Here is a 22,844-nt window from a genome sequence, read left to right on the forward strand (position 1 = left end):
AGACCGATTGAGGAAAAACAATTAATTGAAAAAGCACAGCAAGGAAGCGAGCATGCTTTTCGTATCCTTGTACAAACATATCGTCATTATATTTTTCAAGTTATCTTTTCTATTTTAAGACATGAAGAAGATGCTAAAGATGTTACACAAGAAGTATTCGTAAAAATTCATACCTCTCTCCCAAATTATCAATTTCGCGGATTAAAAACGTGGATGGCACGTATTGCCACCAATCACGCTATTGATTATAAGAGAAAGAAAGCTAGAGAACACGAAGAACTCTCCTTATGTAAAGAAACAGAGGAAAATATAAAATCCTCTCATAACATTGAAGCTTTACTATTGACGAAAGAGCAAAAATTACTTATTGCTCAAAAACTGAGAGAACTTCCGGAAAATTACCGTGACGTTGTTCTCGCGCATTACTTAGAGGAAAAAAGCTATCAAGAAATTGCTTTCCAAGAAAACATCGAAGTGAAAACAGTAGAAATGAAACTGTATCGGGCAAGAAAATGGATAAAAAAACATTGGAAGGAGGAAGAGTTTCTATGATGCATTATTCAAAAGAAGATTGGCGCAATTATACATTAGATTTTATAGAAAACAATGAACGTAAATCTATGGAAGAACACCTTTATGAATGTGATCATTGTTTAGCACTTTATATGGAAAGTATTGATGAACAACATGAAAACCTTCCAATGATAAATGATGATTCATTTACGAACGAAGTTATGACGCAAATTAATTTTGAAACGCTACAACCTAATGAAAATATAAAAACAAACTCACTAAAACGCACAATTATTCACTACATAATTGCGACTGCAGCTACAATTATTTTTATGGTAAGTGGTTTATTCCAATATATTTTTACAGCGACATCAAATTTCGAGAAATCTTCAAAACATAACGAGTCTTCTATCTCACAACAAATTGTAAACAAATCGGTAGATACATCAAAAAAGGACGGAGGTTTAAAGCATGAATAAAAACCCCTTTTTAGCACTTGTATTAGGGCTAATTCCTGGGCTTGGACATTTATACTTAAAAAAGCTAGGACGGTTTATTCTATATAGCGGAGGATCTTTATTTCTATTCTCCTTTGCAGTATTTTGTACCATAGTAGTAAGAGGACGTGATATTGCTTTTCTTTCTCTATTTTTACTAGCTGTTCTATGGGTAATTAACTTACTAGATTTAGTTATCACCATTATAAAACAAACGAAAAAACAAGAAGCTGGAGAATTGATAAATTCCTCTAAAGAGAGCGAACGATTTTATATCATTCTCCTATCCATCATCCCTGGACTTGGCCATTTCCAATTAGGACTTATGCAACGTGGACTTACATTTTTAGTAGCTTGCACAGGAATCGGAAGTATGATTATTTTCGTTGCACTTTTAACATCGCAAGAAAGTTTTCTTATCTTCCTTATTACATTACCTGTTTTATGGATTTACAATTTCTTCGATGTTGTTCAGCAACTCCAGAAAAAAGAACGTGGCGAGCAACTAGATGACCGTACTATTTTCGAAGATTTTGAAGAACATCGAGAGCAAGGAAAGAAAAGTAAAACATTTGCTTCTATTTTAGCGATGTTCCCTGGAGCAGGTCATATGTATTTAGGTTTACAACGCCGTGGTCTTCAGCTTATGGCAGCCTTTTTACTATCTATTTATTTACTCGACTTATTAAGACTTTCTGCGTTTTTATTTTTAGTACCAATCATTTGGTTCTATAGCTTTTTTGATGCGTTACAGCAAACAGCAAAATACGGAAAAGAACGAGTACAAGACGAACCCATTATCGATTATTTTATAAATCATCAAAGATGGATCGGTATCGGATTAATTACACTCGGTGGTTATTATTTATTAAATCAAACAGTCCTTCCTATTTTGAATGATTATTTTGTAACTATATTTAATATTCATCTTAGTGAACTATATTATCGCTATTTCCAGACATCTATCGTTGCGCTCCTTTTAATTGGCGGCGGCTTTAAATTGTTACTTGGAAATAAAGAAAACAAAGGTGGGACAAGCGAATGAGGACTTGGCGTGTTGGAACATTCTCAATGGGGCTTTCTATTATATCGTTAGGATGCTTTTTACTATTTTCAGTCGTAAAAGGAATTCAAGTATTAGATACACTAACTGCATGGTGGCCAGTTTTACTTATCATACTTGGAGCTGAAGTTTTACTATACCTTCTATTTTCTAAGAAGGAACAATCATTTATTAAATATGATATTTTTAGTATTTTCTTTATCGGTGTTTTAGGAAGCGTCGGAATTGCTTTTTACTGTTTATTATCAACTGGATTACTAGAAGAAGTTCGTCACTCTATTAACACAACGAGGCAAACGAGTAATATTCCAGACGGACAATTTGATATACCTGAATCTATCAAAAAAATCGTAGTAGATGCAGGTCATCAGCCTCTAACTATAGAGGGAAATAATACAAATCAAATTCACCTTTTGGGAACTTATGAAATGACGACGAAAGCAAATGAAAAACTCAATTTAAAACGAGATGATTTCCTTTCAGTTCAAACGGCTGGAGAAACGATGTATATCACTTTAAAATCATTACCTGTTCAGCATACGTTATTTAATTCAGCACCACAGGTGAAACCAACGCTTGTTCTTCCGCAAAATAAAAATGTGGAAATCCGTGCTTCAAATAACGAACTATCTCTTTATCCAGGTCAATTACAAACTAATTGGTTTGTACAGGAAAGCTCAAGAGTATCTGTCCATCTTGCAAAAGAGAGTGATGTATCTTTAACAGCAGTAACAAATCAAAAAGAAACACATGGAAGCACACCTTGGGAACAAGTAGAAGATTTAACGAAAAAAGAAAATACTTCTCCAGAAGAACATCCAGAATTAAACAACCAAGAACATTGGTATAAAAATTCGATTAAAACTGGAAATGGCACGTACAAGTTAAATATTGAGAAAGCTTATAATTTGAATATGAGTGTTCTCGAAAAATAAAAAACCTTCCGCAATTGCGGAAGGTTTTTCTCATATAATCGCTTTAATTCCTTCTAACACTAATCCAATCATAAATCCGCAAACCGCCCCGTTCACTCGGATCCACTGCAAATCTTTACCGACATTATTTTCAATCATTTCGATTAACGTTTTATCATCTAACTTATCAAGATTTTCTTGTACAAGCTTACCGATTTTCGAATGGTTTTTTTCCACAAGTGTAACAACTTGCTTTTGTAACCACTCCTCTATTTTTTGAACAGTTTGTTCATCTTCTTTTATTTTGTTCATTTGTTTTTGTAAAAATGGAATAACATATTTATCAGCAAATTCTTCATTATTTACAAAAGCAACTGCTCTTTGTTGTACTTGCTCTAGCATCTCTTTTATTTTGTCAGTAGCATTCCAATTCGCAATCCACTTTTCTTTCCAATTTTCTAATTCCTGTAATAAGGCTTCATTTTCTTTTACATTGATAATTTCTTGACGAATCTTCGCTAATATAAGTTGTCTTGTGCTATTATCAGCCTCTTGTAAGCTGTTAATATTACTAATGATAAACTTCTGCAAAATGCCGCCAATTTTATCTTCATCTACAATATTCATAAATGATTTCAAAGTAAACTGCAAGAATCCATCTACTTTTATATTTTCCATCGCCTTCATACCTAAGCTACCGAGCTGGTAACGAGCTTCATCTTGCGCTGTCCAATCTTTTACCTTCACTAATATGTAATCAAGTGTCTTTTCATCATATTCTTGCACAACTAATTGATCAACAAGCACTTGTAAAATGTTACTTGTATTAATTGTATGCAAATATGTTTTTAATTCTTTTTCAATAATAACAGCTAACTTTTCTGTATCTATTGTAACAATTGCTTTCTCTGCAATCGTTACAATCCCCTTTTTCACAGCATCAGACTGCATTTCTCTCTCAGCAATTTGCAGTACCATTTGTACTAACTGCATCTCTTTTACTTTATTCGTAATACTTTCTTTCGTCAGCCATTCATTTTCTAACGTATGAATGAGTCCTTTCGTTACCCGTTTACGGTTTTTAGGTAACAAAGCTGTATGCGGAATTGGTATTCCCATCGGATGACGGAATAAAGCTGTAACCGCGAACCAATCCGCAAGTCCACCAACCAATCCAGCTTCAAATCCACCTTGTATAATCTCTCCAGCTACCGTTCCTTGAAAAGGGATAGAAGCCGCAAAGCCGACACCCATAACCCCAAGCGAAATACCCGCTATATATTTAGTCTGTAATGACATCGTATACACATCCTCTTATTATGTAAAATAAAGCTTTTTTGTTGTATTTATTCAATATTAGTTATCCTTTATATATACTATAAAGAACTATTGTGAAAATAACAAAGATTTTTATGTACATGAAAAAATGAGGCTACAACTAGCCTCATTTTTCTTATACCGTTAAATCCAAACCTTTCCTATAATACTCATTCATTACATCTTTTGGAACCATACTTCCACCCGTTCCCCACACAATATGAGTACCTTTTTTCACCTTCTCTGTTACCTGTTGCTTTTGTAAATACTCACCTTCTTTGCATACTTTCACTGGCCCTATCATACCTGCTAGTGCAGAAGGCTCTAAATAAATATTTTCCGTATCAGCTAGTTCTTTTAACAATCTATATAACTCTTCATCGCTTACTGTGTAATTCCCACTCAAAAATGGTTCCATCGTTTTACCGACAAATCCAGATGGCCTTCCTACCGCAAGTCCATCCGCATCTGTTACATTATCAATTCCGATATCTTGAACGGAAATTTTGTCATGAAGGCCTGTCATTAAGCCGAGTAACATACAAGGAGAATGTGTTGGCTCTGCAAAGAAACAATGAACATTATCTTTATACAATAACTTTAAACCGAATGCTACTCCGCCAGGTCCTCCTCCTACTCCGCACGGAAGGTAAACAAATAAAGGATGATCTTCATCTACTACAACCTCTAACTCTTCTAATTGCTTTTGTAATCGTGATGCGGCTACTGCGTATCCTAAAAATAAATCATGTGAGTTTTCATCGTCTACAAAATAACAGCTAGGATCCGCATCCGCTTGTCTTCTTCCTTCTTCTACTGCTTTGCTATAATCATCTTCATATTCAATAACGTTTACACCTTTACTTCTTAATAAATCTTTCTTCCATTCTTTTGCGTCTGCTGACATATGAACAGTTACATTAAAACCTAGATTCGCACTCATAATCCCTATGCTAAGTCCTAAATTCCCTGTAGAACCTACTGCAATTGAATATTTCGAGAAAAACTCTCTACATGTATCACTATCTAAAACGGAATAATTATCTTCTTCTGTTACCATTCCGTGCTGCAATGCTAGTTGCTCAGCATGTTTCAACACTTCATAAATGCCGCCCCTAGCTTTAATTGATCCTGATATTGGAAGATGACTATCACATTTTAATAATAATTCTCCTAAAATAGGTTGCTCATATTTTCTCTCTAAAGCTTCTTTCATAGAAGGTATTTTCACTAAAGGTGATTCGATTATGCCGTTCGCCCCTTTCGTTTCAGGAAAAACTTTCGCAATATATGGTGCAAAACGCTTTAATCTCTCTTCCGCATCTTTTACATTCTCTTCATTAAGTGGTGAATCTTTTATTGCTGTTTCATACATTTGTATGTTTGGATTTATCCAAAATACTTCTTCTGTTGCAATAAGCTTATTCACTAATGGATATTCTGCTTGTAATGCCCCTATTTCTTTCATTTTGTTTCCTCCTTATATCCTTGTAGCTCACCATACAATAAATTATAATTAAATTAATTTTAATATAGTTTAACACAAATAATCCAATTTAGTTAATTTTAATTTAATTTATTTAAATATAATTTAATAATTATTAAGGAGATTTTCATTATGGAAAATATAGATATTGGTAAAAAAATTGAAAAACAAAGAAAAGAAAAAGGTTTAACTAGTAAAGAACTAGCAAAGATGGCCGATATTACACCATCAATGTTAAGTCAAATTGAGCGCGGGTCCGCTAACCCTTCTATCCAAACATTAAAAGTGCTTGCTAAAGCTCTTGATGTGCCAACATTTAGCTTTTTACTTGAAGATACAAATACAGACGATTTAATTGTACGTTCCCATAAACGAAAGAAAATGATTATTGATAATTTATCATATGAAATGCTTTCACCTGATTTCACTGGAAATTTAGCAACAGCAATTATGACCGTCCCGCCTAATACAGCTTCATCAGAAAATGTGCTAGAACATAAAGGAGAAGAATTAGCATTTGTCTTAGATGGGAAAATCACATTATATTTAAATGAGGAAGAATACGTATTAGAAACTGGCGACAGTGTAAAAATACCTGCTTATTTAAAGCATAAATGGGTGAATCATTTTGAAAAAAACGCGATAGTCTTATTTTCTGTTACTCCGCCGATTTTTTAATATATCAATAAAAACAGGATGATTCTTATAAAATGAGGATTATCCTGTTTTTATTAAATAAGAAAGTGAAATTTTTGTTAAAAACTTAACAGTTGGACCCAATCCGAACAATCCTCCTAAAAACATATTTACAAGTAAAACTATCCCTCCCATTGATGCTAACGTATCATGAGTCAGATTCATCCCACCACTACCAGAGGCACTTGTAATATTCACATAAAAATAAGAAATATGTAAAAATTAATTAATTTTTCAGAATTTTGTTGAAAAATATGGTAAAATCACTCTTATACTTCTTCTATTTTGCTATTATAGAAATAATTAAATTAGGATACTTTTATCGAATGGGGGAATATATAATGAGTGTGTTATTAAAAGGGCATGAACAGATTGTCAACGAATTAAACATTTTATATCAAGTAATGGTAGCGGAGCAATTAATTGAAGCGAAACAATTAAAAGAAAAAATAGAGAAACAGATTAATAAAATTGAAGCTGATCAAAATCTATCGCTTTACTACTCCCTACTAAACTTTAAATATAAGGTCCTAACCGATTGGACAAACATTAAATATGATACTTTTAGTCAAATTGTTCGTTTAGACAATCCAATAACTGAAGACTTTATTACTTATTATTATCACTTTTTTAAAGCTGAACATGCTACCATTATTGGAAATTATGATGAAGCAAAAAAAGAATACGAAAAAGCTGAATCCCTTTTAAAACATGTACCAGGCGAACTAGAAGAAGCTGAATATAAATATAAATTCGCTATATTTAATCACCATACAAACAAACCACTTACAGCAATCAATTATGCAAATCAAGCTAAAGAGATTTTCTCAAAATATCCACGTTATGAAATTAAAATAGCTCTATGCGAAAACATTTTAGGCTCATGTTCTGTTTATTTAAAACAATTCGAACAAGCCGAAGAGAACTATAATTCAGCAATCAATATTTTACAAAAGCTGAAAGACGATACACTAATCTTAAAAGTTCGAAATAACTTAGGTTGGCTCTACTCTTCTCAAAATCTATCAACCCTTGCTATTAGACATCTTACAATAGTTACAAACAAATTACCTAAACACCTAAAAGCCAATTTTCTACAAGCCAAAGAACATTTTAGTTTAAATGAAAAAGAAATTGCAAACGATTGGGTTCAAAAAGGCTTAGAAATTTGTAATGAATTAAATAATCAAGAATATAAACACCATTTCACTATCTTAAAAACACAACACACTGGTATTCTAGACGACTTAGAAAACGCAATCATTGCAGGCACTACATATTTTAACAGTAAAGAATTATACGATTATGTACAAGAATATTACGAATTATTAGCAGTAGAATTTCATAAAGTGAATAAAATAGAGAAATCTCAAAAATATTTTTTCAATACTTACGAAGCAAAACAAAAATTATTAACTAAGGAGGCACTAAGATAATGAAAAAGATTAGTTTAGCTATTTTAACCTTTACATGCATACTTGCTTTTGGATTTAATAATTTTACTGAAAGTCAACAAGCAAAACAACTTCCAAAATGGGATACAGATAAACAAGAAACACATGCAGACCTATAGAAACCTAAAAACCCCTAATAAAGGGGTTTTTAGATTTCTACAATATAATGATTTAGCATATGATGAAGAAATATGCTTATAAAAGATAGCCATATACTCTCTGTACATGGCTATCTTTTATTTTTTCGACACCAACAAAATCCCTAAACTAATAATACAAAAGCTCATTATTTGCTCTGCTGATAGACCAAACAGAACCGAATTTTGTTCACTAACAAGCGAAATAATAATATGAGCAAACCCCTCAATAATTAGAAAAACACTTATATTCTTTCCATTTCCGAGCCTTTCATTTTTCATCCATAACAAGCCCATTATACAAAGAGCAAGGCTGATCTCATATACGAAAATAGGGTGATATAAAAGTTTAGATTCATATATTTTCATTCCCCATGGTAGTGTCGTTTGTGCACCTACTTCATGATGTAATAGAAAATAAAAGATAATACTCACACACAGACCCAAAGGCAATGCATCAAGTAAAATACGAAGCGAAAATTGCTCCTTTTTACTTTTCCAAACAATGTATACACTCGCAATCACGCATCCTACTACAATATGTTGCATACTTCCAACAGCTAATATTGCTTGCACTGGCGCCCCAAAGGCCCATACAGGATTTAAAATTGATGGTGCAAACTTCCATACAAATACGATGATAAGAAAAGCATTTGTTACGGCATCCATCATTTTTTCATATGATACATTTTGATGCCTCATCTTTCGTTTCATCAACACAAATCCAAATAGACTTCCAATTATAAGAGATATGGGTTGTAACCTCACGATCCACTCCATCGTCACGAAATCTCCTTTTAATTCTCAATCAATTTCTTAAATTTCTTTTCTAATTGATCTGGTGGTAATACACCTCGTACATGATCTACTATAATTCCATCTTTATTAACAAAAAATGTCGTCGGTAAAGAGAATACTTTATAATCTAGTCCAGCTACTCCGTCCATATCTAATAGAACAGGAAACTCAAACCCATAGCGATTAGCAAATGCGCTTGCTTCTTGTACTGGGTCACTAACAGTTGCATTCACCGCAAAAATTTCAACATCCTTTTTATATTTATCATACATATGAACTAAATCAGGTGCCTCCATTTCACACGGCCCACACCATGATGCCCAAAAATTAATAATATATGGTTTTCCCTTAGCATCATTTAACGACTGCAACTTTCCGTCTAATCCTTTTAATGTGATGCTAGGTGCTTTAAAACCGACTTGTGGTAATACTTCTTTCTCCTGTAACTCTGCTTGCTTTGCTTTTCTTTCCTTTTCTTCTTTCTTTGAATTATAAAAGTTAACCCCCGCCCAAACGAGAGCACCTACTAGTATAATAGCAATTAGTTTCTTCACTTTTCTTCCTCCTCATTTTTAAAAACCTGTAAATCCACCGAATAGTCGAATAAAGAATGCTGTAATTTTCGTCATTTGATTTGTATACAATAAAATACCCGTTACAATCATCATTCCACCGCCAATTTTCATCATGACATTGGCATATGTAACAATCCATTTTACCTTCCCAATAAAGAATGCCATCACGAAAAATGGAACCGCAAACCCAAGAGTATACGCTGTAATATAAAGAAGTGCCCCTTCAGGATTCGTCGCGCCAAGCATGAGTACAGCTGAAAATATCGGTCCAACACATGGCGTCCAACCCGCTGCATATGTCATACCGACTAAAATCGAGCGAATAAATCCAGTCGATTTACTTCTATACTGCACCTTTTTCTCTGCCATAAGCCACTTAGGCTGAAACAAGCCCGTCATAAATAGCCCCATTAAAACAATAAAAATCCCACCAATTTGTTGAATCAATTTTTGGTTAGATGAAAATGTTATTCCAATCCAACTTACCGATAAACCTAACGCGTAAAATATAACCGAAAATCCGATCATAAAAAATACTGTATGTATAATCGCTGATTTTTGCATAATCCCACGATTTTCTTTTAAATCTTGAATAGACACACCTGTAATATAAGATAAATAAGATGGATATAGCGGTAAAGAGCACGGTGATATAAATGACAATACTCCCGCCCCAGCCACAAGCCAAATTGTTAAATCTGCTGCATTCATTTTATTCCCCCTGAAACACTACAATGAGTAGTGTTTATTCTAAAAAAAAGAGGCTATATGCACTCTCCGACAATAAGTACAACCGACATACAGAATAAACCTACTGTTACATATACCGAATTCGTATGTAACGGAATAGTAAGCTTAACAACCTTTTCATTTAACACTTGCTCGATTCGTAAATTTATTGCTGTTTTTGCAAATGAAGCTGTAACACATCGATTTTCCATTGTCTTTATTTTAATTAATTTTAATAACGCGCTACCTAACTCAAGTGAGGATTCCATTTTTTGCATCGCATATTTATCAGCAGCTAGTTCCTGATACGTATGATATCGCTGTAACAACCCTTTTAATATTGGTATGTACATCATTCCTTCTGCTAATAGCGTAAAACAAAATAATTTTAGCGGATCCCAATTCTTTTGATGATATTCTTCATGGAAAATAATTGCATCCATTTCTTCATCTGAAAATGTTTGAAGCATCCCTTCTGACATGACAACTTTCGGACGAAATAGCCCAATTGTAAATGCCGCAACTTCCGTAGTCGGCAATATATATATTTGTTTTCCTTTTCGGATGAAAGGGATAAGTACTTTTTGTAATTTTTTACTATAGAAAAATTGTCGCCAAATTCTTTTGCACACGATTAATACAGTAAGTAATAATAATTCAGCGATTATTATACGAATCAGCGATAATTCTTTCATATGTTTTTCTAACTGGAACAAGCAAAATTTTGAAAGAAGGAACATCTTATTTTGAAACAGAAATGGATATGTAACGTAATACAGTAACAAGCTGAAAAAGAGGGTACTAACAATTACTGCTAACAATACGATTTTACGCATTTGCCATTTCATTTCATTAATCCTCTTTTTTTAACTGACTCAATTTGTCTTCTAACTTTTTTATTAAAGTCGGATCAGCCTGCTCTAACTCATCTAACATATGATTTACAACTAAATCTCCAAATTCCCCCATCAATTCCTGTGTCATTTTCTTCGTTTGATTGGATAAGAATTCTTCTTTCGTTTGTACAGCACGATATATGCCACTTCTTTTCACAGTCTGTTTTTCTAAGTGTAATTTCTCTACTAACCTGTTCATAACTGTCATAACAGTGTTAAAATTCACAGGTGATTCTTCACTTAATTTCTGCTGCACTTCTTTAATCGTAATACCATCGCTAGACCAAACAATCTCCATAATTTTTGCTTCAAGCGGTCCAAAGAAATGATTTAACCCGTGCTCATTTAACTTATAGTTTTGAGTAAACATTGTACAACTCCTTTCACACTACGAATTGTAGTATAAATTAAATGAAAGGTCAAACGTAAATGATATATACGAAAATTAACTACCTATAAATACATAGGCTATTCCATTCATTTTAAACCTAATTTTTCTCCAAATGTATCAAAAAGGTACTGCTCTAATATTTGTACACTAAACTTCTCATTACGCCCAAGGGCAAATAATTCCCGATCTTTCGCTACGATAGTATCTAATGGAATAGCTACATTATCCACGATTTTTGTAATTTCAATTATATTACTTTTTACATTTACTTCTGTTTTAAATTCAACGTTTTCTAACACTATATGTGAACGTCTTCCTGATGCAAAAAAAGTAAAATTAGGATTTTTAACAACGCCAATTTCAGTCTCTAACGCATATAAATAGTGAAAAATTACATCTCTATGTCCATCTTTTATTATTTTTTCATCCTTCTCATCGTCTAAGTATTCTTTCAGCTTCGTTGTAAATTCAAATCGAAAATCCACTTTTTTCACGCTCCTTCTTTGTATTTCATATTAAATAAATATATTGAAATAATTTTACCATATTGTAATAAAACTTCCTATTAAAAGTAAAAACTGTTTTAGAAAATCGCTATTATTTCCGATACCCTTTTAAAATATAAGTATAAATTCAATATGAATGAATGCGTCATTATATCTATTTAAACATATTTTTTCCATATTTTGAAACATTAGTATGAAATATTATATATCAATGAATGGTTTCTAATGCATTGGTATATATAGTCAGTAGTTTCTTTACTATTCCGATATACTTAAGCTATATTTTCTAATTATTGATTACATTACGGAAGGAATGTAACTCTCTTCTATCGAATTTTTATATAACAAAAATGATTAGGTGGTGCTTTACTATGAAATTAGCTGTCATTGGTGGCGGTGATTTACAAGATTCAAATCACTTGCCTATTAATGAACGCCTTATAGAATTAACAAATAAACAGTACCCAAAAATATTGTTTATTCCAACGGCTAGTCATGATGATGAAAGCTATATAAAATTATTTTTAGACACGTTTGAAAAACAATTACATTGTGAAGTACAAATTTTACGTACTACAACAGATTTACCTTCTAAGTATGAAATAGACGAGATGATTCATTCAGCCGATTTAATTTATTTAGGTGGCGGGAACTATATTCACATGCTTACGCAATGGAAAGAACATAGACTCGATGAAAAATTATTATTGGCTCTGCAGCAAGGAACACTTATTGCTGGTTATAGCGCTGGTGCTATGTGTTGGTTCACGTCTAGTATCCGATCAGATTATGAAGGTTCTGGTTATATAGAGAGTAACGGATGGGGTATTGTTAATAAAAGATTTTGTCCACATTATAATCAATTAAACAGAATGAACGCCTTCCATTCCTTTTTACAAAATCATCAAGGGAATATAGAAGGAATTGCACTCGAGGATAATTGCGCTTTATATATTACAGAGGAATCCTTTGAGATTATCGGTGAACCGGAAAAAGCGTGGGAGTTTTATATGAGTGATAAAACACTCATTAGACAACATTTTGATATCACTTTAAAAAGCTATTTGTAAACCTGCACTTACGAAAAAATGTCTCTAAGTCTAATAACTTAGGGACATTTTTCTATTTAACTAACTAATCGTGTAATTCGTTTCTTTTGCCATGAAAGCTTATAATATGCATACTGTAATATTAAGCTGACAATAAATGCTGCTGGATACCCGATCCAAATGCCTTCTATTCCAAGACTTGTATGGTAAGAAAGATAATATGCTACGGGTACTTCTACAAGCCAAATTGAAACAACTCCAATAACAGTTGGCCAAAGTACTGTACCGCTCGCTCGCATTGTCGCACTAATAATTTGTGCATGACCGAAAATTAAATAACTCCATAACGTAATCATAACTAAGCTATGAGCAATTTCAATTGTAGTTTGACTCGTTAAAAATAGTGATAAGATGTCTCTTGAGAATAAGTAAATAAGAGATATTAACAAACCACCGATGACGTAGTTCATAATAATTCCAGCCTTCACAACTTTCTGCAATCGATCAAATTGATTCGCACCAATCGATTGTGCCGCAAAAATGGAAACTGTAATACCAAGGCTAACTGCTGGCATTTGTACATAACTTGCAACTTGATTCACAACGCCGTAAGCAGCTGTTGCATCCGAACCGTAACGATTTACAAATGCGATTACGGCAATCTCAGATAATGATACTAATATCATATTTATACTTGCTGGTATACCGAGCCTTAGCAATAGCTTTAATAACTCCCCATCCATTCGAAGGTATTTTCTAACCGTGCCATCTAGTTGTAATGGGTGATTTTTCTTCTTTAAATACACAAGCATGACAATAAACGTAATAACTGTAGATATAACAGATGCATAGGCCGCTCCATACACATCTAATTTCGGAGCTCCTAACCATCCAAAAATAAGAATCGGTAATAAGATCATATTTAGCGCTGTACTTACAATTAAAAAGTAAAATGGCGTTTTAGAATCTCCTGTACCTCTCATAAATGTTGTATATGCGAAATATAAAAATAATACTGGCATCGATATAAATAAAATCCGTGCATAATGTACACTTATTTCAATAATATTTTCTGGCGTTCCCATTAGACGCATAATATCCATCGCAAAAATACTGCCTATTATCGCCAACACAACTCCAATAATAAAGGTAAACGTCAACGTCGTACCAACGATAGCTTTTAAACGATCTTCGTTTTTAGCACCAAACGCCTGACCAATTAAAATAGAGCTTCCTGAACCGATACCAATTACAAATGAAACGAGCAAGAAAAATAATGGGAAGAATGCTGATATAGCCGCTAAATCATTAACTCCAAGCCATCTTCCTACTACTACCATACCAAATAATTGTCCAACTGATTGTAGTACATTACTTAATAATAACGGTACTAAAAACATCGACATCGATTTCCAAATCGGTTTACTCTCACTTTCCAACTTATGTGACTCCGCACCTTCTTTATTGTTATCTGCAGGTGGTTTCAAATTTCATTTCTCCTTTTATTAAACATCTATTTTCAATCTCTATCTCTTTGTATAGTTGTTATAATACTGTGCTTCTATTCATTTTCTTTTCGTATAATTATAACTTCACCCAATATTGACTTCCATCGGCTGTTCGATCTAAAAATCCATATTCGATTAAATATCTTCTTAATGTTACAAAATCAGGGTATACATTTTCTATCACTGTATTTACTTCTTTTTCAGTATACTTTTTATTACTATCAAACTTCTTCACTAAATGGCGCAATATAATTAATTTACGCTTTTGTTTCTTCGGAAATTTAGAGAGAGGTCCATCTAACCCTTCTGTAAAATGAGCTTTTAATACTTCATTATTTTCTTCTTCCGTAATATTGTATCGATCATCCACCATCGTTGCTGTTCTATGAATTGGCACAAATTTCGTTTGTACTTTTGATTTTTCTTCTGATAATTCCATTAGCGCTAAAAATACTTTTGCTTGCTTCATTTTCTCTCGCAGTGTAAATCGATGATTACGAATTGTTGATGTACTTCCGCCATCCATTTCTTTTACAATTTCTTTATCATTCAGTCCCATATGGAAAAACTGAACCATTTTCTTTTGTAAATCCGTTAAACCAGTAAATTTCTTATCCATATTTAACAAATAATCAAACATAGACGTATGCTCATTTTGAATATGCAATTGGACGAACTTCTCTGCTTCATACAAAATTTGATTATCTTGATAAATAACACCTTTAATAAATGTTTCACCACAAGCTAAGCAAATGTACTCCTCTTTTTCTTCATCAAACACATACCCTTTCTTTAATTCCTCTATTGACGCATCCCAAAACTTCTCTGAAATATCACTCATACTAAACACTCCTTTAAAATGTTTATTTAAAACTAAACAAATCAGCATAACGTTTATTATCACTTCATCATCTTATCACAACGCAAACAAACATTTCAATGTTTCGTTTACCCATTTTATAAACTTTTATAAAAACATCTAACAAAAGGGTTTAATACAACGAAAAGCGAATATGTTTATACAAATTCATTTTATAGGATGTGAAATAGAACATAAATATTCTTCAAGACCCTTAGTTTACCGTTAAACAAATTGCACAGAATACATATGCGATTAGTGAATATGGAACTGGTATTCACTCATTCCAAAACTTCAGTATTCAATTTTAACTACAAAAAAGATGTTTTCGTATAAGAAAACATCCTTTACTTTTTATATATTCTATTTACAGTCTCTACTAAAACCTTACTTACTTGTACAAATGTATGCTTTCGATTTCTATCTTCAACAAATTTATTAGCACAACTACTCATAATCATCATACAACTAATTATGACTAACGCTATCTTTCTATTCTTGTAAGTCACTTCATGCCACTCCACTATTACAAAACTTCTTTTGAATTTATCCCATCAAGAAATTTTACATGAATAATAAAACGTGTGAATATGCAATTATGCATATTCACACGTTTTATCACAATGTTATGATTTAATTTAGTTAAAGAACAAGTATACCGAGGTGACTAACTTGAAGTTTAAAGCGAAAAAAAATCCATTCCACGTCATTTTCATTACATTATTTATAATTATTTTTTTCGTTTCGTTATTCTTCCAAAATGAAAATTCTATTTTTTTCACTCTCATGATGCTATTAAATATCGTGAATCTTTCTTCATTCTATTTCTCTCACTACAACGTAACGGAATCATCTCTTGTTGTAAAACACGGTTTCATACTTCGTACTGAAATCCCATTTAAAGACATTCGCCATATTAAGTACTCTGGCAAAAAACTTCGTTCAAAAAAATGGACGAGGCAACAATTAGAAATTAATTATAATTTATTTGACTCAGTGACCACTTTCGTACCACAAGAAGAAGAAAAATTCATTTCACTCTTAAAAGAGAACTGCCCACAGATGAAAGTAATGAATACGCCCGCTAACAAATAATATATTTTGAAGCTTGCAGTATTGCAAGTAGATGAAACATAAAAATGAACATCAAAAAAGCCAAGATTCTATACTCAGAACCCTGGCTTTTTCTATTACTCTTTTGGAGCAATCATTTTCTTTGGATCTACAATTTCATCAAATTGCTCTTCTGTTAGTAGTCCAGATTGCAATGCTGCTTCTTTTAAAGTTAATCCTTCTTTATGAGCATGCTTCGCAATTTTCGCTGCATTTTCATATCCGATATGTGGGTTTAGCGCTGTTACAAGCATTAGTGAACGATTCACATTTTCATTAATTACTTCTTCATCTGCTTCAATACCAACTGCACAATTGTCATTAAACGAAACAATTGCATCCGCTAATAAGTGAGCTGATTGTAAGAAGTTATAAGCAATAACAGGTTTAAATACATTTAACTCAAAGTTACCTTGGCTCGCAGCAAATCCGATTGTTGCATCATTCCCCATTACTTGCGCTACAACCATCGTTAACGCTTCACTTTGCGTTGGATTTACTTTACCTGGCATAATAGAGCTTCCCGGTTCATTTGCTGGAATAATAATTTCTCCGAGACCACTACGTGGACCACTTGCAAGCCAACGTACATCGTTAGCGATCTTCATTAGATCTGCAGCTAATGCTTTTAATGCACCGTGAGTATATACAACTTCATCATGGCTCGTTAATGCATGGAACTTATTTGGTGCAGAAACAAATTGTTTACCTGTAAATTGACTAATTTCCTCTGATACCATCTCACCAAATTTAGGATGAGCATTGATACCTGTTCCAACCGCAGTTCCACCAATTGCTAACTCTTTCATATATGTATTGCTCTCTGCAATCATACGCTCTGTTTTTTCAAGCATACGGTGCCATCCGCTAATTTCTTGCCCTAAAGTTAACGGCGTTGCATCTTGTAAATGTGTACGACCAATTTTTATAATATGTTCAAATGCAGTTACTTTTTCTGCTAAAGTTTCTTTTAATTTCGTAATTGCTGGTAATACGTGATTTTCTACTGCGATTACACAAGCTACATGAAGAGCCGTTGGAAATGTATCATTTGAACTTTGTGACATGTTCACATCATCATTCGGATGAATGTGTACGTCAGATCCCTTCTCTTTCAAAATTTGATTCCCACGATTTGCAATTACTTCATTCACATTCATGTTTGACTGTGTACCACTACCTGTTTGCCATACGACAAGCGGAAAATGTTCATTCCATTTCCCTGCAATCACTTCATCCGCAGCTTCTACAATTGCTTCTGCTTTTTCTTCTGATAGCTTTCCTAATTTTTGATTGCTAAGCGCTGCACTCTTCTTTAAAATTGCAAATGCTTTTACAATTTCAAGCGGCATTTGCTCTGTTCCAATTGGAAAGTTTTCTTTACTACGTTGTGTTTGTGCTGCCCATAATTTATCAGCTGGAACTTTTATTTCTCCTAATGTATCTCTTTCAATTCTGTACTCCATGTTTTCATCCCCTTGAAAATATAATACCTACATCTCTTATAATAACAGACTTCCTCTTAAATGATAAGAATTCTCACTCTTATATATAGATATTCTATATTTATTTTTAAAAATTCCTCTTGACCTAAACTTAAGTTTAGGCTGTATCCTTTCCATTGTAACCTACTATAACACTACTGGAGGAATTCAATATGAAAAAATATGCTTTTATAACAGGTGCGAATAAAGGAATTGGATATGAACTTGTTCGTCAATTAGCAGAAAAAGATTATCACGTATTTTTAGGTGCTCGTAATGAACAACTTGGACAACAAGCCGTAGAATCTTTAAATGTTTCAAACGTTTCCTATATTCAAGTAGATATTTCAAATTCACAATCCATTCAAGAAGCAACAAAGAAAATTTACGAAACGACTGACCACTTACATTTATTAATTAATAACGCAGGCATAGCGCTAGACTTCAATACGCTACCTAGTGAATTAAATATTGAAACTTTACGCCAAGGATTTGAAGTTAACTTTTTTGGAACTTTCCAAATGATGCAAGCCTTTTTACCATTATTAAAGAAATCAAGCAACAGTAAAATCATAAATGTAACAACTGACATGGCCTCACTAACAATGTTTGCTAATGGTGAAACACATCCAATTAATACACTAGGATATAATTCTTCCAAAACAGCTATTAATGCTTTAACATTAGCTTTTAGTAAAGAATTTTCCACTAACGGTCCAGAAGTATTTGGAGTAACTCCTGGTTTTACAACTACGGATCTTAATGGAAATTCCCCCGGTGGCCATACAACCACTGAAAGTGCTAAAATTATTATTAAATATGCATTAAGTGAAACAAACTATAATGGTAAAATATTTAACAAAGATGGCATTATACCTTGGTAATAAAAGGATGAATGATATGTATTATACAATTGGGCAAGTCGCCAAAATGCAACATTTAACTATTTCTCAAATACGTTATTACGATAAACAAGGACTGTTTCCTTTTCTGCAAAGAAACGAAAAAGGAGATCGAGTTTTTGATGAAGAAGCACTGAAATATTTAGAGATGATTTTGTGTTTAAAAAACACTGGTATGCCAATTCAAAAAATAAAACAATTTATCGACTGGTCTATGGAAGGAGAATCTACCATCCTTCAAAGGTTAGAATTAATGAAACAACAGGAGACCAATGTCTTACAGCTCATTCAAGACACTGAAAAAAACTTAAAAAAGATACAACAAAAAATTGCTAAATATGAGATTGAAATAACTTCAGCAAATGCTATTAAAAAATAAAAAAATCACCTTCTACATGTTGTAGAAGGTGATTTTTATTTTATGATGCTTGCTTTCCTTTATCTGCATCATCTACATACCAGATGAATTTGCCTGTATATCCGTAAATAACTGCTAAAATTAACGATACGAAGCTTAACCACATAAACGGAACGTATGAGAACGTTGCTACACCTAAAATACCAGCCATAAAAATACCATTATCAGACCATGGAACCATACCTGAAGTTAACGTTCCACCTACTTCTGAGTTACGCGCTAATACACGACGGTCTATTTTTAATTTATCATAGCTATCTTCCATAATTTTTGGTGTTAAAATTAGTGATACATACATCGCACAACCAAATATATTAGCTAAGAATGCCACGATTAATGTAGACAATGTTACATTACCTGCAGAATTTAATTTCTTCTCGAATTTTGATACGATTACTTTTAAAACACCTAATTTTTCAAGTAATCCACCAAATCCTAAACCGAAAATAATAACGGCTACTGAGCCAAGCATGCCGTTAATTCCACCACGGTTTAATAACTTGTCAACAAACTCAACACCAGATTGAATTGAGAATCCGTTATAAGCTGTTCCAATCGCCTCTCCAAAGTTCATCCCTTGGAAAAGAGTTGCCCAAATTGCACCAATTAAAGCTCCCATTGCAATTGTTGGCATAGACGGTTTCTTCATCGCTAATAGAACGATAACAATGACCGCCGGAACAAGCATCCATATTTTAATATCAAATTGCTTTAATAAAGCTTCTTTTAAAAATTCTACTCGATTCAAATCTACATTATCGCCGCCATACATCCAACCAGCTACAGTAAACATAATACTAGTAATAATATAAGCCGGAACATCTAATACGAGCATAGCTCGAACGTGAGCGATAACATCTACTTTCGCCATAGAAGCTGCAAGAACTGTGCTATCAGAAAGTGGTGATAATTTGTCGCCGAAATAAGCTCCTGAAAGAACTGCACCAGCAACAAGCGGAAGTGGTAAACCAAGTCCTTCACCAATCGCCATCATAGCAATACCTGCTGTTCCCACTGTTCCCCAAGACGTTCCTGTTGCGATAGAAGTTATAGAACAAATAATTAATGTTGCTAATAGGAATATGCTAGGGTGAATAAATTCTAATCCATAATAGATTAATGTTGGTACTACCCCACCAGCAATCCATGTTCCAATTAAAGCACCTACTGCAACTAAAATCAGTATTGCTTCTAATCCGTTAGAAATCCCTTTCGTAATTGCATCTTGCAATTCTTGATAACGAAATCCTAATCTTAATCCAAGCGCAATTACTAAAAACCATGAAATAAATAGCGCTAATTGAATTGGGAGATCAAAAATCGTTTGGAAGGAAAAGACAACAGCAAGAAATAGTAATAAAAGAACTATGATTTCTAGCATCGATGGTAATCTTACACTTTTCATTTTTTTCTCTCCTTACAAGTCGATAACATGACGTATGTCGTCTTACATGTATGTAATATACAATTAGCGAAGACAAAACAAAATTTTCATATTATTTCGATTTATTTTTCCGGTATAATATATTCACAACCCTTTCTATTGTAAAAGTAGATTACGTTTTTCGCAATGAAAAATATAAAAAATGTTGTATTTTTATTTATCCCGATATTTTCAGCCAATAAGACCTCCGCCTTAAAATTCAGTAAGTGCAAAGCACTTAGGTAAGAAATTAACTACTGTAAAATTCCGAATTGATATGAACGTATTAAAGCTTTACTTTATTTACAAGGAACAATCCCATACTAACTTTTTTAATATTTGCTGCAACAAAACTTTTTACAACTATCTTCACTTTTTAATTCACACCATTATGTTCTACATAAAAAAATAGGGCACACATCATAAAAATGATGCATGCCCTATCTTTATTTATACATATTTTGTATTTCTTCTTTATTTTTAAGTATTTCCTCAAACTTATCACTACAACCCTTCGGAAATAACACTCCCAGTCCATATGAATGCGCAAATTGAAAATGAGGGTACTTCGCTTTTACCTCATCCCAAAACTTATACACGCCGAAATCACTACTTCTAACTTCAATATCATGAAATAATACAATACCGTTTTTCGCGACTTTCGGTAGCCATGTGTTATAATCGTGAGAAACAGCTTCATACGTATGATAGCCATCAATATGCAAAAGATTTATCGTTTCATCTTGAAACCGCTCTACAGCATCATCAAAAGTAGATCGAATTAAATTTCCTATATTAAGGTAGTTATCACTCACTACTTTTTCTACTATTTGAAAAACCCCTTCTCCATATGGACCTGTATGCCCATCTCCAGCCCAAGTATCTACTGCAAAGCATTTAGTCGATAACCCTCCATCTTTTACTCCCTGACAAAAACTGAAGAAAGAAGCACCTAGATGTGTACCTAACTCAACTAAAGTTTCTGGTTTTTCAAATCGTACTAAGTCATATGCAAAATCTAAATGTCCACTCCACGCAGATTGTGACCGAATAATAGGACTAAATGTTTCAAATTCAAATGATGGTTTATGAGTAACCCAGTTCATCGCATAACTCCTTCTGCACATATTTTTAACAAACCAAATTACTCTTATCTTTATTTTTTTATCGCCTTGATTATGATTCTATTTCATGAAAATATGAAGAATTTATTCTTTTCTATTGAGGTAAAGCATCATATACATATGGGTCAGTTGGCTTATTAATTTTCTCGATTTTGTTTACTTTTACAAGTGGAAAGACTGTTCCTTTATATGTCGTTTCATCTAATAATCCTGTTATTTTCACCCATGTTTCTTCTGGAGTTTTTTCAATATTTTTCCCGGTAACAATCATCCCCCAGACTGATGCATCCGCAATACAACAAGTTATACCATATCGAGCCACTACTGTTTTATTACCCGTCACATCTTTATCCTTATATATAAAACCTAAGAATGTAATTTCTTTCCCTTTAAACCAATTAACATTTTGACCAATTACATTCATTGTTTGAACATAGTCCTTATCCTTTACTTGTAGTTTACGCTGTCCTAACATACTTTTTACTACTTGCTCTTCCGTTTTATAAGTCGTTGATAAATTTGATGTTTCTTCTGGATCAACGGATACTTCTCGCCCATCAAAATTAACCTGTTCCCCCTCTTTTTCATTCCTTTCCAGACTTCTCGACTGTACACTTTGATTCATACCCCTTTTTCCTGCTAAACTTCCATCAATTGTTACACTTCCAAAGAGAAAAGCACTAACTATCGGAACGACAAATAAAACATATACAAAGAAACTTTTTATCCCTGATTTTGATGTTGTATGATGTTTACAACAATTACAATCATGCTGTTTCTCTCTTCCATCTCCCCAAACTTGTACAGTACCAAAAATTAAAATTACTACAAAAGCTATATACGTAAATTTGATCATTTTTGGAGCGATAAAATTATAAATATTACCTGTTACAAGTAGTTTAAATAAGAGCATTGCTAAACCAATTAAAATAATGCCACGAATATAGCGATGATATGCCTTCTGCTCCTCTTTCTCCATTCTTTCTCACCTC

27 protein-coding genes are annotated in these 22,844 nt (G+C 33.0%); 11 read left to right on the forward strand and 16 right to left on the reverse strand.

Annotated elements, in window-relative coordinates:
* Positions 1–63 precede the first annotated feature (63 nt).
* Genes CQ064_RS00665 through exsE form a run of 4 tightly spaced genes read left to right on the forward strand, consistent with a single transcriptional unit; the run spans position 64 to position 3,008 of the window.
* Positions 64–552, forward strand: coding sequence for an RNA polymerase sigma factor (locus CQ064_RS00665; protein ID WP_071730900.1), 489 nt, complete (start codon positions 64–66; stop codon positions 550–552).
* Entirely contained in the window at positions 549–992 is a 444-nt protein-coding gene (locus CQ064_RS00670) for a hypothetical protein (RefSeq protein WP_000972339.1), read from the forward strand. Before CQ064_RS00665 ends, CQ064_RS00670 begins: the two co-directional genes overlap by 4 nt.
* On the forward strand, positions 985–2,055 hold the full coding sequence (locus CQ064_RS00675; RefSeq protein WP_001039125.1) for a hypothetical protein: 1,071 nt from the start codon (positions 985–987) through the stop codon (positions 2,053–2,055). Before CQ064_RS00670 ends, CQ064_RS00675 begins: the two co-directional genes overlap by 8 nt.
* A complete protein-coding gene (gene exsE, locus CQ064_RS00680) occupies positions 2,052–3,008 on the forward strand; it encodes an exosporium protein ExsE (RefSeq protein WP_001261430.1) in 957 nt (318 codons plus the stop codon). The genes CQ064_RS00675 and exsE overlap by 4 nt, the downstream gene beginning before the upstream one ends.
* A 30-nt stretch (positions 3,009–3,038) precedes the next feature.
* Here exsE and CQ064_RS00685 read toward each other — a convergent pair whose 3' ends face one another.
* On the reverse strand, positions 3,039–4,286 hold the full coding sequence (locus tag CQ064_RS00685) for a DUF445 domain-containing protein (RefSeq protein WP_000058311.1): 1,248 nt from the start codon (positions 4,284–4,286) through the stop codon (positions 3,039–3,041).
* 154 nt (positions 4,287–4,440) lie between these two features.
* Positions 4,441–5,772, reverse strand: coding sequence for a D-serine ammonia-lyase (locus CQ064_RS00690; protein WP_000658544.1), 1,332 nt, complete (start codon positions 5,770–5,772; stop codon positions 4,441–4,443).
* 150 nt (positions 5,773–5,922) lie between these two features.
* On the opposite strand from CQ064_RS00690, the gene CQ064_RS00695 reads away from it, so the two are divergent.
* On the forward strand, positions 5,923–6,468 hold the full coding sequence (locus tag CQ064_RS00695) for a helix-turn-helix domain-containing protein (RefSeq protein ID WP_000427637.1): 546 nt from the start codon (positions 5,923–5,925) through the stop codon (positions 6,466–6,468).
* 39 nt (positions 6,469–6,507) lie between these two features.
* Here CQ064_RS00695 and CQ064_RS00700 read toward each other — a convergent pair whose 3' ends face one another.
* A complete protein-coding gene (locus CQ064_RS00700) occupies positions 6,508–6,684 on the reverse strand; it encodes a hypothetical protein (RefSeq protein ID WP_002025592.1) in 177 nt (58 codons plus the stop codon).
* A 143-nt stretch (positions 6,685–6,827) separates the two neighbouring features.
* Between CQ064_RS00700 and CQ064_RS00705 the strand changes: the two genes are divergently transcribed.
* Together CQ064_RS00705 and CQ064_RS33270 are read left to right on the forward strand one after the other, a co-directional pair.
* Positions 6,828–7,922 carry a response regulator aspartate phosphatase gene (locus CQ064_RS00705; protein ID WP_000114845.1) on the forward strand — a complete coding sequence of 365 codons (1,095 nt, stop codon included), beginning with the start codon at positions 6,828–6,830 and terminating at the stop codon, positions 7,920–7,922.
* The gene (locus CQ064_RS33270) at positions 7,922–8,059 is read left to right on the forward strand and encodes a hypothetical protein (protein ID WP_000724012.1); all 138 of its coding nucleotides are present in this window, start codon (positions 7,922–7,924) and stop codon (positions 8,057–8,059) included. The genes CQ064_RS00705 and CQ064_RS33270 overlap by 1 nt, the downstream gene beginning before the upstream one ends.
* Before the next feature lie 117 nt (positions 8,060–8,176).
* On the opposite strand, the gene CQ064_RS00710 is transcribed toward CQ064_RS33270, so the two are convergent.
* The 6 genes from CQ064_RS00710 to CQ064_RS00735 all read right to left on the reverse strand — a co-directional run bounded on the left by CQ064_RS00710 (position 8,177) and on the right by CQ064_RS00735 (position 11,951).
* Positions 8,177–8,857 carry a prolipoprotein diacylglyceryl transferase family protein gene (locus tag CQ064_RS00710; RefSeq protein WP_000454853.1) on the reverse strand — a complete coding sequence of 227 codons (681 nt, stop codon included), beginning with the start codon at positions 8,855–8,857 and terminating at the stop codon, positions 8,177–8,179.
* Between the two features lie 17 nt (positions 8,858–8,874).
* Complete coding sequence (locus CQ064_RS00715) at positions 8,875–9,429, reverse strand: TlpA family protein disulfide reductase (protein ID WP_000733187.1); 555 nt, start codon at positions 9,427–9,429, stop codon at positions 8,875–8,877.
* Between the two features lie 18 nt (positions 9,430–9,447).
* The gene (gene ccdA / locus CQ064_RS00720) at positions 9,448–10,161 is read right to left on the reverse strand and encodes a cytochrome c-type biogenesis protein CcdA (protein ID WP_000990439.1); all 714 of its coding nucleotides are present in this window, start codon (positions 10,159–10,161) and stop codon (positions 9,448–9,450) included.
* Between the two features lie 53 nt (positions 10,162–10,214).
* Complete coding sequence (locus tag CQ064_RS00725) at positions 10,215–11,027, reverse strand: M56 family metallopeptidase (RefSeq protein WP_000871946.1); 813 nt, start codon at positions 11,025–11,027, stop codon at positions 10,215–10,217.
* 4 nt (positions 11,028–11,031) lie between these two features.
* A complete protein-coding gene (locus tag CQ064_RS00730; RefSeq protein WP_000495052.1) occupies positions 11,032–11,445 on the reverse strand; it encodes a BlaI/MecI/CopY family transcriptional regulator in 414 nt (137 codons plus the stop codon).
* A 107-nt stretch (positions 11,446–11,552) separates the two neighbouring features.
* Positions 11,553–11,951, reverse strand: coding sequence for a DUF3942 family protein (locus CQ064_RS00735; protein ID WP_000347525.1), 399 nt, complete (start codon positions 11,949–11,951; stop codon positions 11,553–11,555).
* Between the two features lie 392 nt (positions 11,952–12,343).
* On the opposite strand from CQ064_RS00735, the gene CQ064_RS00740 reads away from it, so the two are divergent.
* Complete coding sequence (locus CQ064_RS00740; protein WP_000762115.1) at positions 12,344–13,042, forward strand: peptidase E; 699 nt, start codon at positions 12,344–12,346, stop codon at positions 13,040–13,042.
* 56 nt (positions 13,043–13,098) lie between these two features.
* Here CQ064_RS00740 and CQ064_RS00745 read toward each other — a convergent pair whose 3' ends face one another.
* The 3 genes from CQ064_RS00745 to CQ064_RS33275 all read right to left on the reverse strand — a co-directional run bounded on the left by CQ064_RS00745 (position 13,099) and on the right by CQ064_RS33275 (position 15,897).
* Entirely contained in the window at positions 13,099–14,508 is a 1,410-nt protein-coding gene (locus CQ064_RS00745; RefSeq protein ID WP_000804123.1) for an MATE family efflux transporter, read from the reverse strand.
* Positions 14,509–14,605: 97 nt separating this feature from the next.
* Complete coding sequence (locus tag CQ064_RS00750) at positions 14,606–15,370, reverse strand: DUF2087 domain-containing protein (protein WP_001280273.1); 765 nt, start codon at positions 15,368–15,370, stop codon at positions 14,606–14,608.
* Between the two features lie 365 nt (positions 15,371–15,735).
* Positions 15,736–15,897 (reverse strand): hypothetical protein, encoded by a 162-nt coding sequence (locus tag CQ064_RS33275; protein ID WP_000221434.1) that lies wholly within the window; start codon positions 15,895–15,897, stop codon positions 15,736–15,738.
* Between the two features lie 163 nt (positions 15,898–16,060).
* On the opposite strand from CQ064_RS33275, the gene CQ064_RS00760 reads away from it, so the two are divergent.
* Positions 16,061–16,483, forward strand: a complete 423-nt coding sequence (locus CQ064_RS00760; RefSeq protein ID WP_000669072.1) for a PH domain-containing protein — start codon at positions 16,061–16,063, stop codon at positions 16,481–16,483.
* Between the two features lie 95 nt (positions 16,484–16,578).
* Here CQ064_RS00760 and fumC read toward each other — a convergent pair whose 3' ends face one another.
* Positions 16,579–17,967 (reverse strand): class II fumarate hydratase, encoded by a 1,389-nt coding sequence (gene fumC / locus CQ064_RS00765; RefSeq protein WP_000456608.1) that lies wholly within the window; start codon positions 17,965–17,967, stop codon positions 16,579–16,581.
* Between the two features lie 191 nt (positions 17,968–18,158).
* On the opposite strand from fumC, the gene CQ064_RS00770 reads away from it, so the two are divergent.
* Together CQ064_RS00770 and CQ064_RS00775 are read left to right on the forward strand one after the other, a co-directional pair.
* Positions 18,159–18,869 carry an SDR family NAD(P)-dependent oxidoreductase gene (locus tag CQ064_RS00770; protein ID WP_000759553.1) on the forward strand — a complete coding sequence of 237 codons (711 nt, stop codon included), beginning with the start codon at positions 18,159–18,161 and terminating at the stop codon, positions 18,867–18,869.
* A 16-nt stretch (positions 18,870–18,885) separates the two neighbouring features.
* The gene (locus CQ064_RS00775; RefSeq protein WP_014481997.1) at positions 18,886–19,266 is read left to right on the forward strand and encodes a MerR family transcriptional regulator; all 381 of its coding nucleotides are present in this window, start codon (positions 18,886–18,888) and stop codon (positions 19,264–19,266) included.
* 40 nt (positions 19,267–19,306) lie between these two features.
* Here CQ064_RS00775 and nhaC read toward each other — a convergent pair whose 3' ends face one another.
* The 3 genes from nhaC to CQ064_RS00790 all read right to left on the reverse strand — a co-directional run bounded on the left by nhaC (position 19,307) and on the right by CQ064_RS00790 (position 22,831).
* Positions 19,307–20,710 (reverse strand): Na+/H+ antiporter NhaC, encoded by a 1,404-nt coding sequence (nhaC, locus tag CQ064_RS00780; protein ID WP_000843992.1) that lies wholly within the window; start codon positions 20,708–20,710, stop codon positions 19,307–19,309.
* Between the two features lie 464 nt (positions 20,711–21,174).
* Positions 21,175–21,834: a class I SAM-dependent methyltransferase gene (locus CQ064_RS00785; RefSeq protein ID WP_001104676.1), complete on the reverse strand. Its 660-nt coding sequence runs from the start codon at positions 21,832–21,834 to the stop codon at positions 21,175–21,177.
* A gap of 112 nt (positions 21,835–21,946) precedes the next feature.
* Positions 21,947–22,831: a TIGR03943 family putative permease subunit gene (locus CQ064_RS00790; RefSeq protein ID WP_000409940.1), complete on the reverse strand. Its 885-nt coding sequence runs from the start codon at positions 22,829–22,831 to the stop codon at positions 21,947–21,949.
* Between the last annotated feature and the right edge of the window lie 13 nt (positions 22,832–22,844).

This window comes from Bacillus sp. MYb78 (assembly GCF_002975115.1).
Classification (GTDB): domain Bacteria; phylum Bacillota; class Bacilli; order Bacillales; family Bacillaceae_G; genus Bacillus_A; species Bacillus_A cereus.

What these genes read in the sequence shown, in the direction of transcription:
- CQ064_RS00670 (WP_000972339.1), top strand. Translation starts at nt 549, where the DNA reads ATGATGCATTATTCAAAAGAAGATTGGCGCAATTATACATTAGATTTT.
- CQ064_RS00675 (WP_001039125.1), top strand. Translation starts at nt 985, where the DNA reads ATGAATAAAAACCCCTTTTTAGCACTTGTATTAGGGCTAATTCCTGGG.
- exsE (WP_001261430.1), top strand. Translation starts at nt 2,052, where the DNA reads ATGAGGACTTGGCGTGTTGGAACATTCTCAATGGGGCTTTCTATTATA.
- CQ064_RS00685 (WP_000058311.1), bottom strand. Translation starts at nt 4,286, where the DNA reads ATGTCATTACAGACTAAATATATAGCGGGTATTTCGCTTGGGGTTATG.
- CQ064_RS00690 (WP_000658544.1), bottom strand. Translation starts at nt 5,772, where the DNA reads ATGAAAGAAATAGGGGCATTACAAGCAGAATATCCATTAGTGAATAAG.
- CQ064_RS00695 (WP_000427637.1), top strand. Translation starts at nt 5,923, where the DNA reads ATGGAAAATATAGATATTGGTAAAAAAATTGAAAAACAAAGAAAAGAA.
- CQ064_RS00705 (WP_000114845.1), top strand. Translation starts at nt 6,828, where the DNA reads ATGAGTGTGTTATTAAAAGGGCATGAACAGATTGTCAACGAATTAAAC.
- CQ064_RS33270 (WP_000724012.1), top strand. Translation starts at nt 7,922, where the DNA reads ATGAAAAAGATTAGTTTAGCTATTTTAACCTTTACATGCATACTTGCT.
- CQ064_RS00710 (WP_000454853.1), bottom strand. Translation starts at nt 8,857, where the DNA reads ATGGAGTGGATCGTGAGGTTACAACCCATATCTCTTATAATTGGAAGT.
- ccdA (WP_000990439.1), bottom strand. Translation starts at nt 10,161, where the DNA reads ATGAATGCAGCAGATTTAACAATTTGGCTTGTGGCTGGGGCGGGAGTA.
- CQ064_RS00725 (WP_000871946.1), bottom strand. Translation starts at nt 11,027, where the DNA reads ATGAAATGGCAAATGCGTAAAATCGTATTGTTAGCAGTAATTGTTAGT.
- CQ064_RS00730 (WP_000495052.1), bottom strand. Translation starts at nt 11,445, where the DNA reads ATGTTTACTCAAAACTATAAGTTAAATGAGCACGGGTTAAATCATTTC.
- CQ064_RS00740 (WP_000762115.1), top strand. Translation starts at nt 12,344, where the DNA reads ATGAAATTAGCTGTCATTGGTGGCGGTGATTTACAAGATTCAAATCAC.
- CQ064_RS00750 (WP_001280273.1), bottom strand. Translation starts at nt 15,370, where the DNA reads ATGAGTGATATTTCAGAGAAGTTTTGGGATGCGTCAATAGAGGAATTA.
- fumC (WP_000456608.1), bottom strand. Translation starts at nt 17,967, where the DNA reads ATGGAGTACAGAATTGAAAGAGATACATTAGGAGAAATAAAAGTTCCA.
- CQ064_RS00770 (WP_000759553.1), top strand. Translation starts at nt 18,159, where the DNA reads ATGAAAAAATATGCTTTTATAACAGGTGCGAATAAAGGAATTGGATAT.
- CQ064_RS00775 (WP_014481997.1), top strand. Translation starts at nt 18,886, where the DNA reads ATGTATTATACAATTGGGCAAGTCGCCAAAATGCAACATTTAACTATT.
- nhaC (WP_000843992.1), bottom strand. Translation starts at nt 20,710, where the DNA reads ATGAAAAGTGTAAGATTACCATCGATGCTAGAAATCATAGTTCTTTTA.
- CQ064_RS00785 (WP_001104676.1), bottom strand. Translation starts at nt 21,834, where the DNA reads ATGAACTGGGTTACTCATAAACCATCATTTGAATTTGAAACATTTAGT.
- CQ064_RS00790 (WP_000409940.1), bottom strand. Translation starts at nt 22,831, where the DNA reads ATGGAGAAAGAGGAGCAGAAGGCATATCATCGCTATATTCGTGGCATT.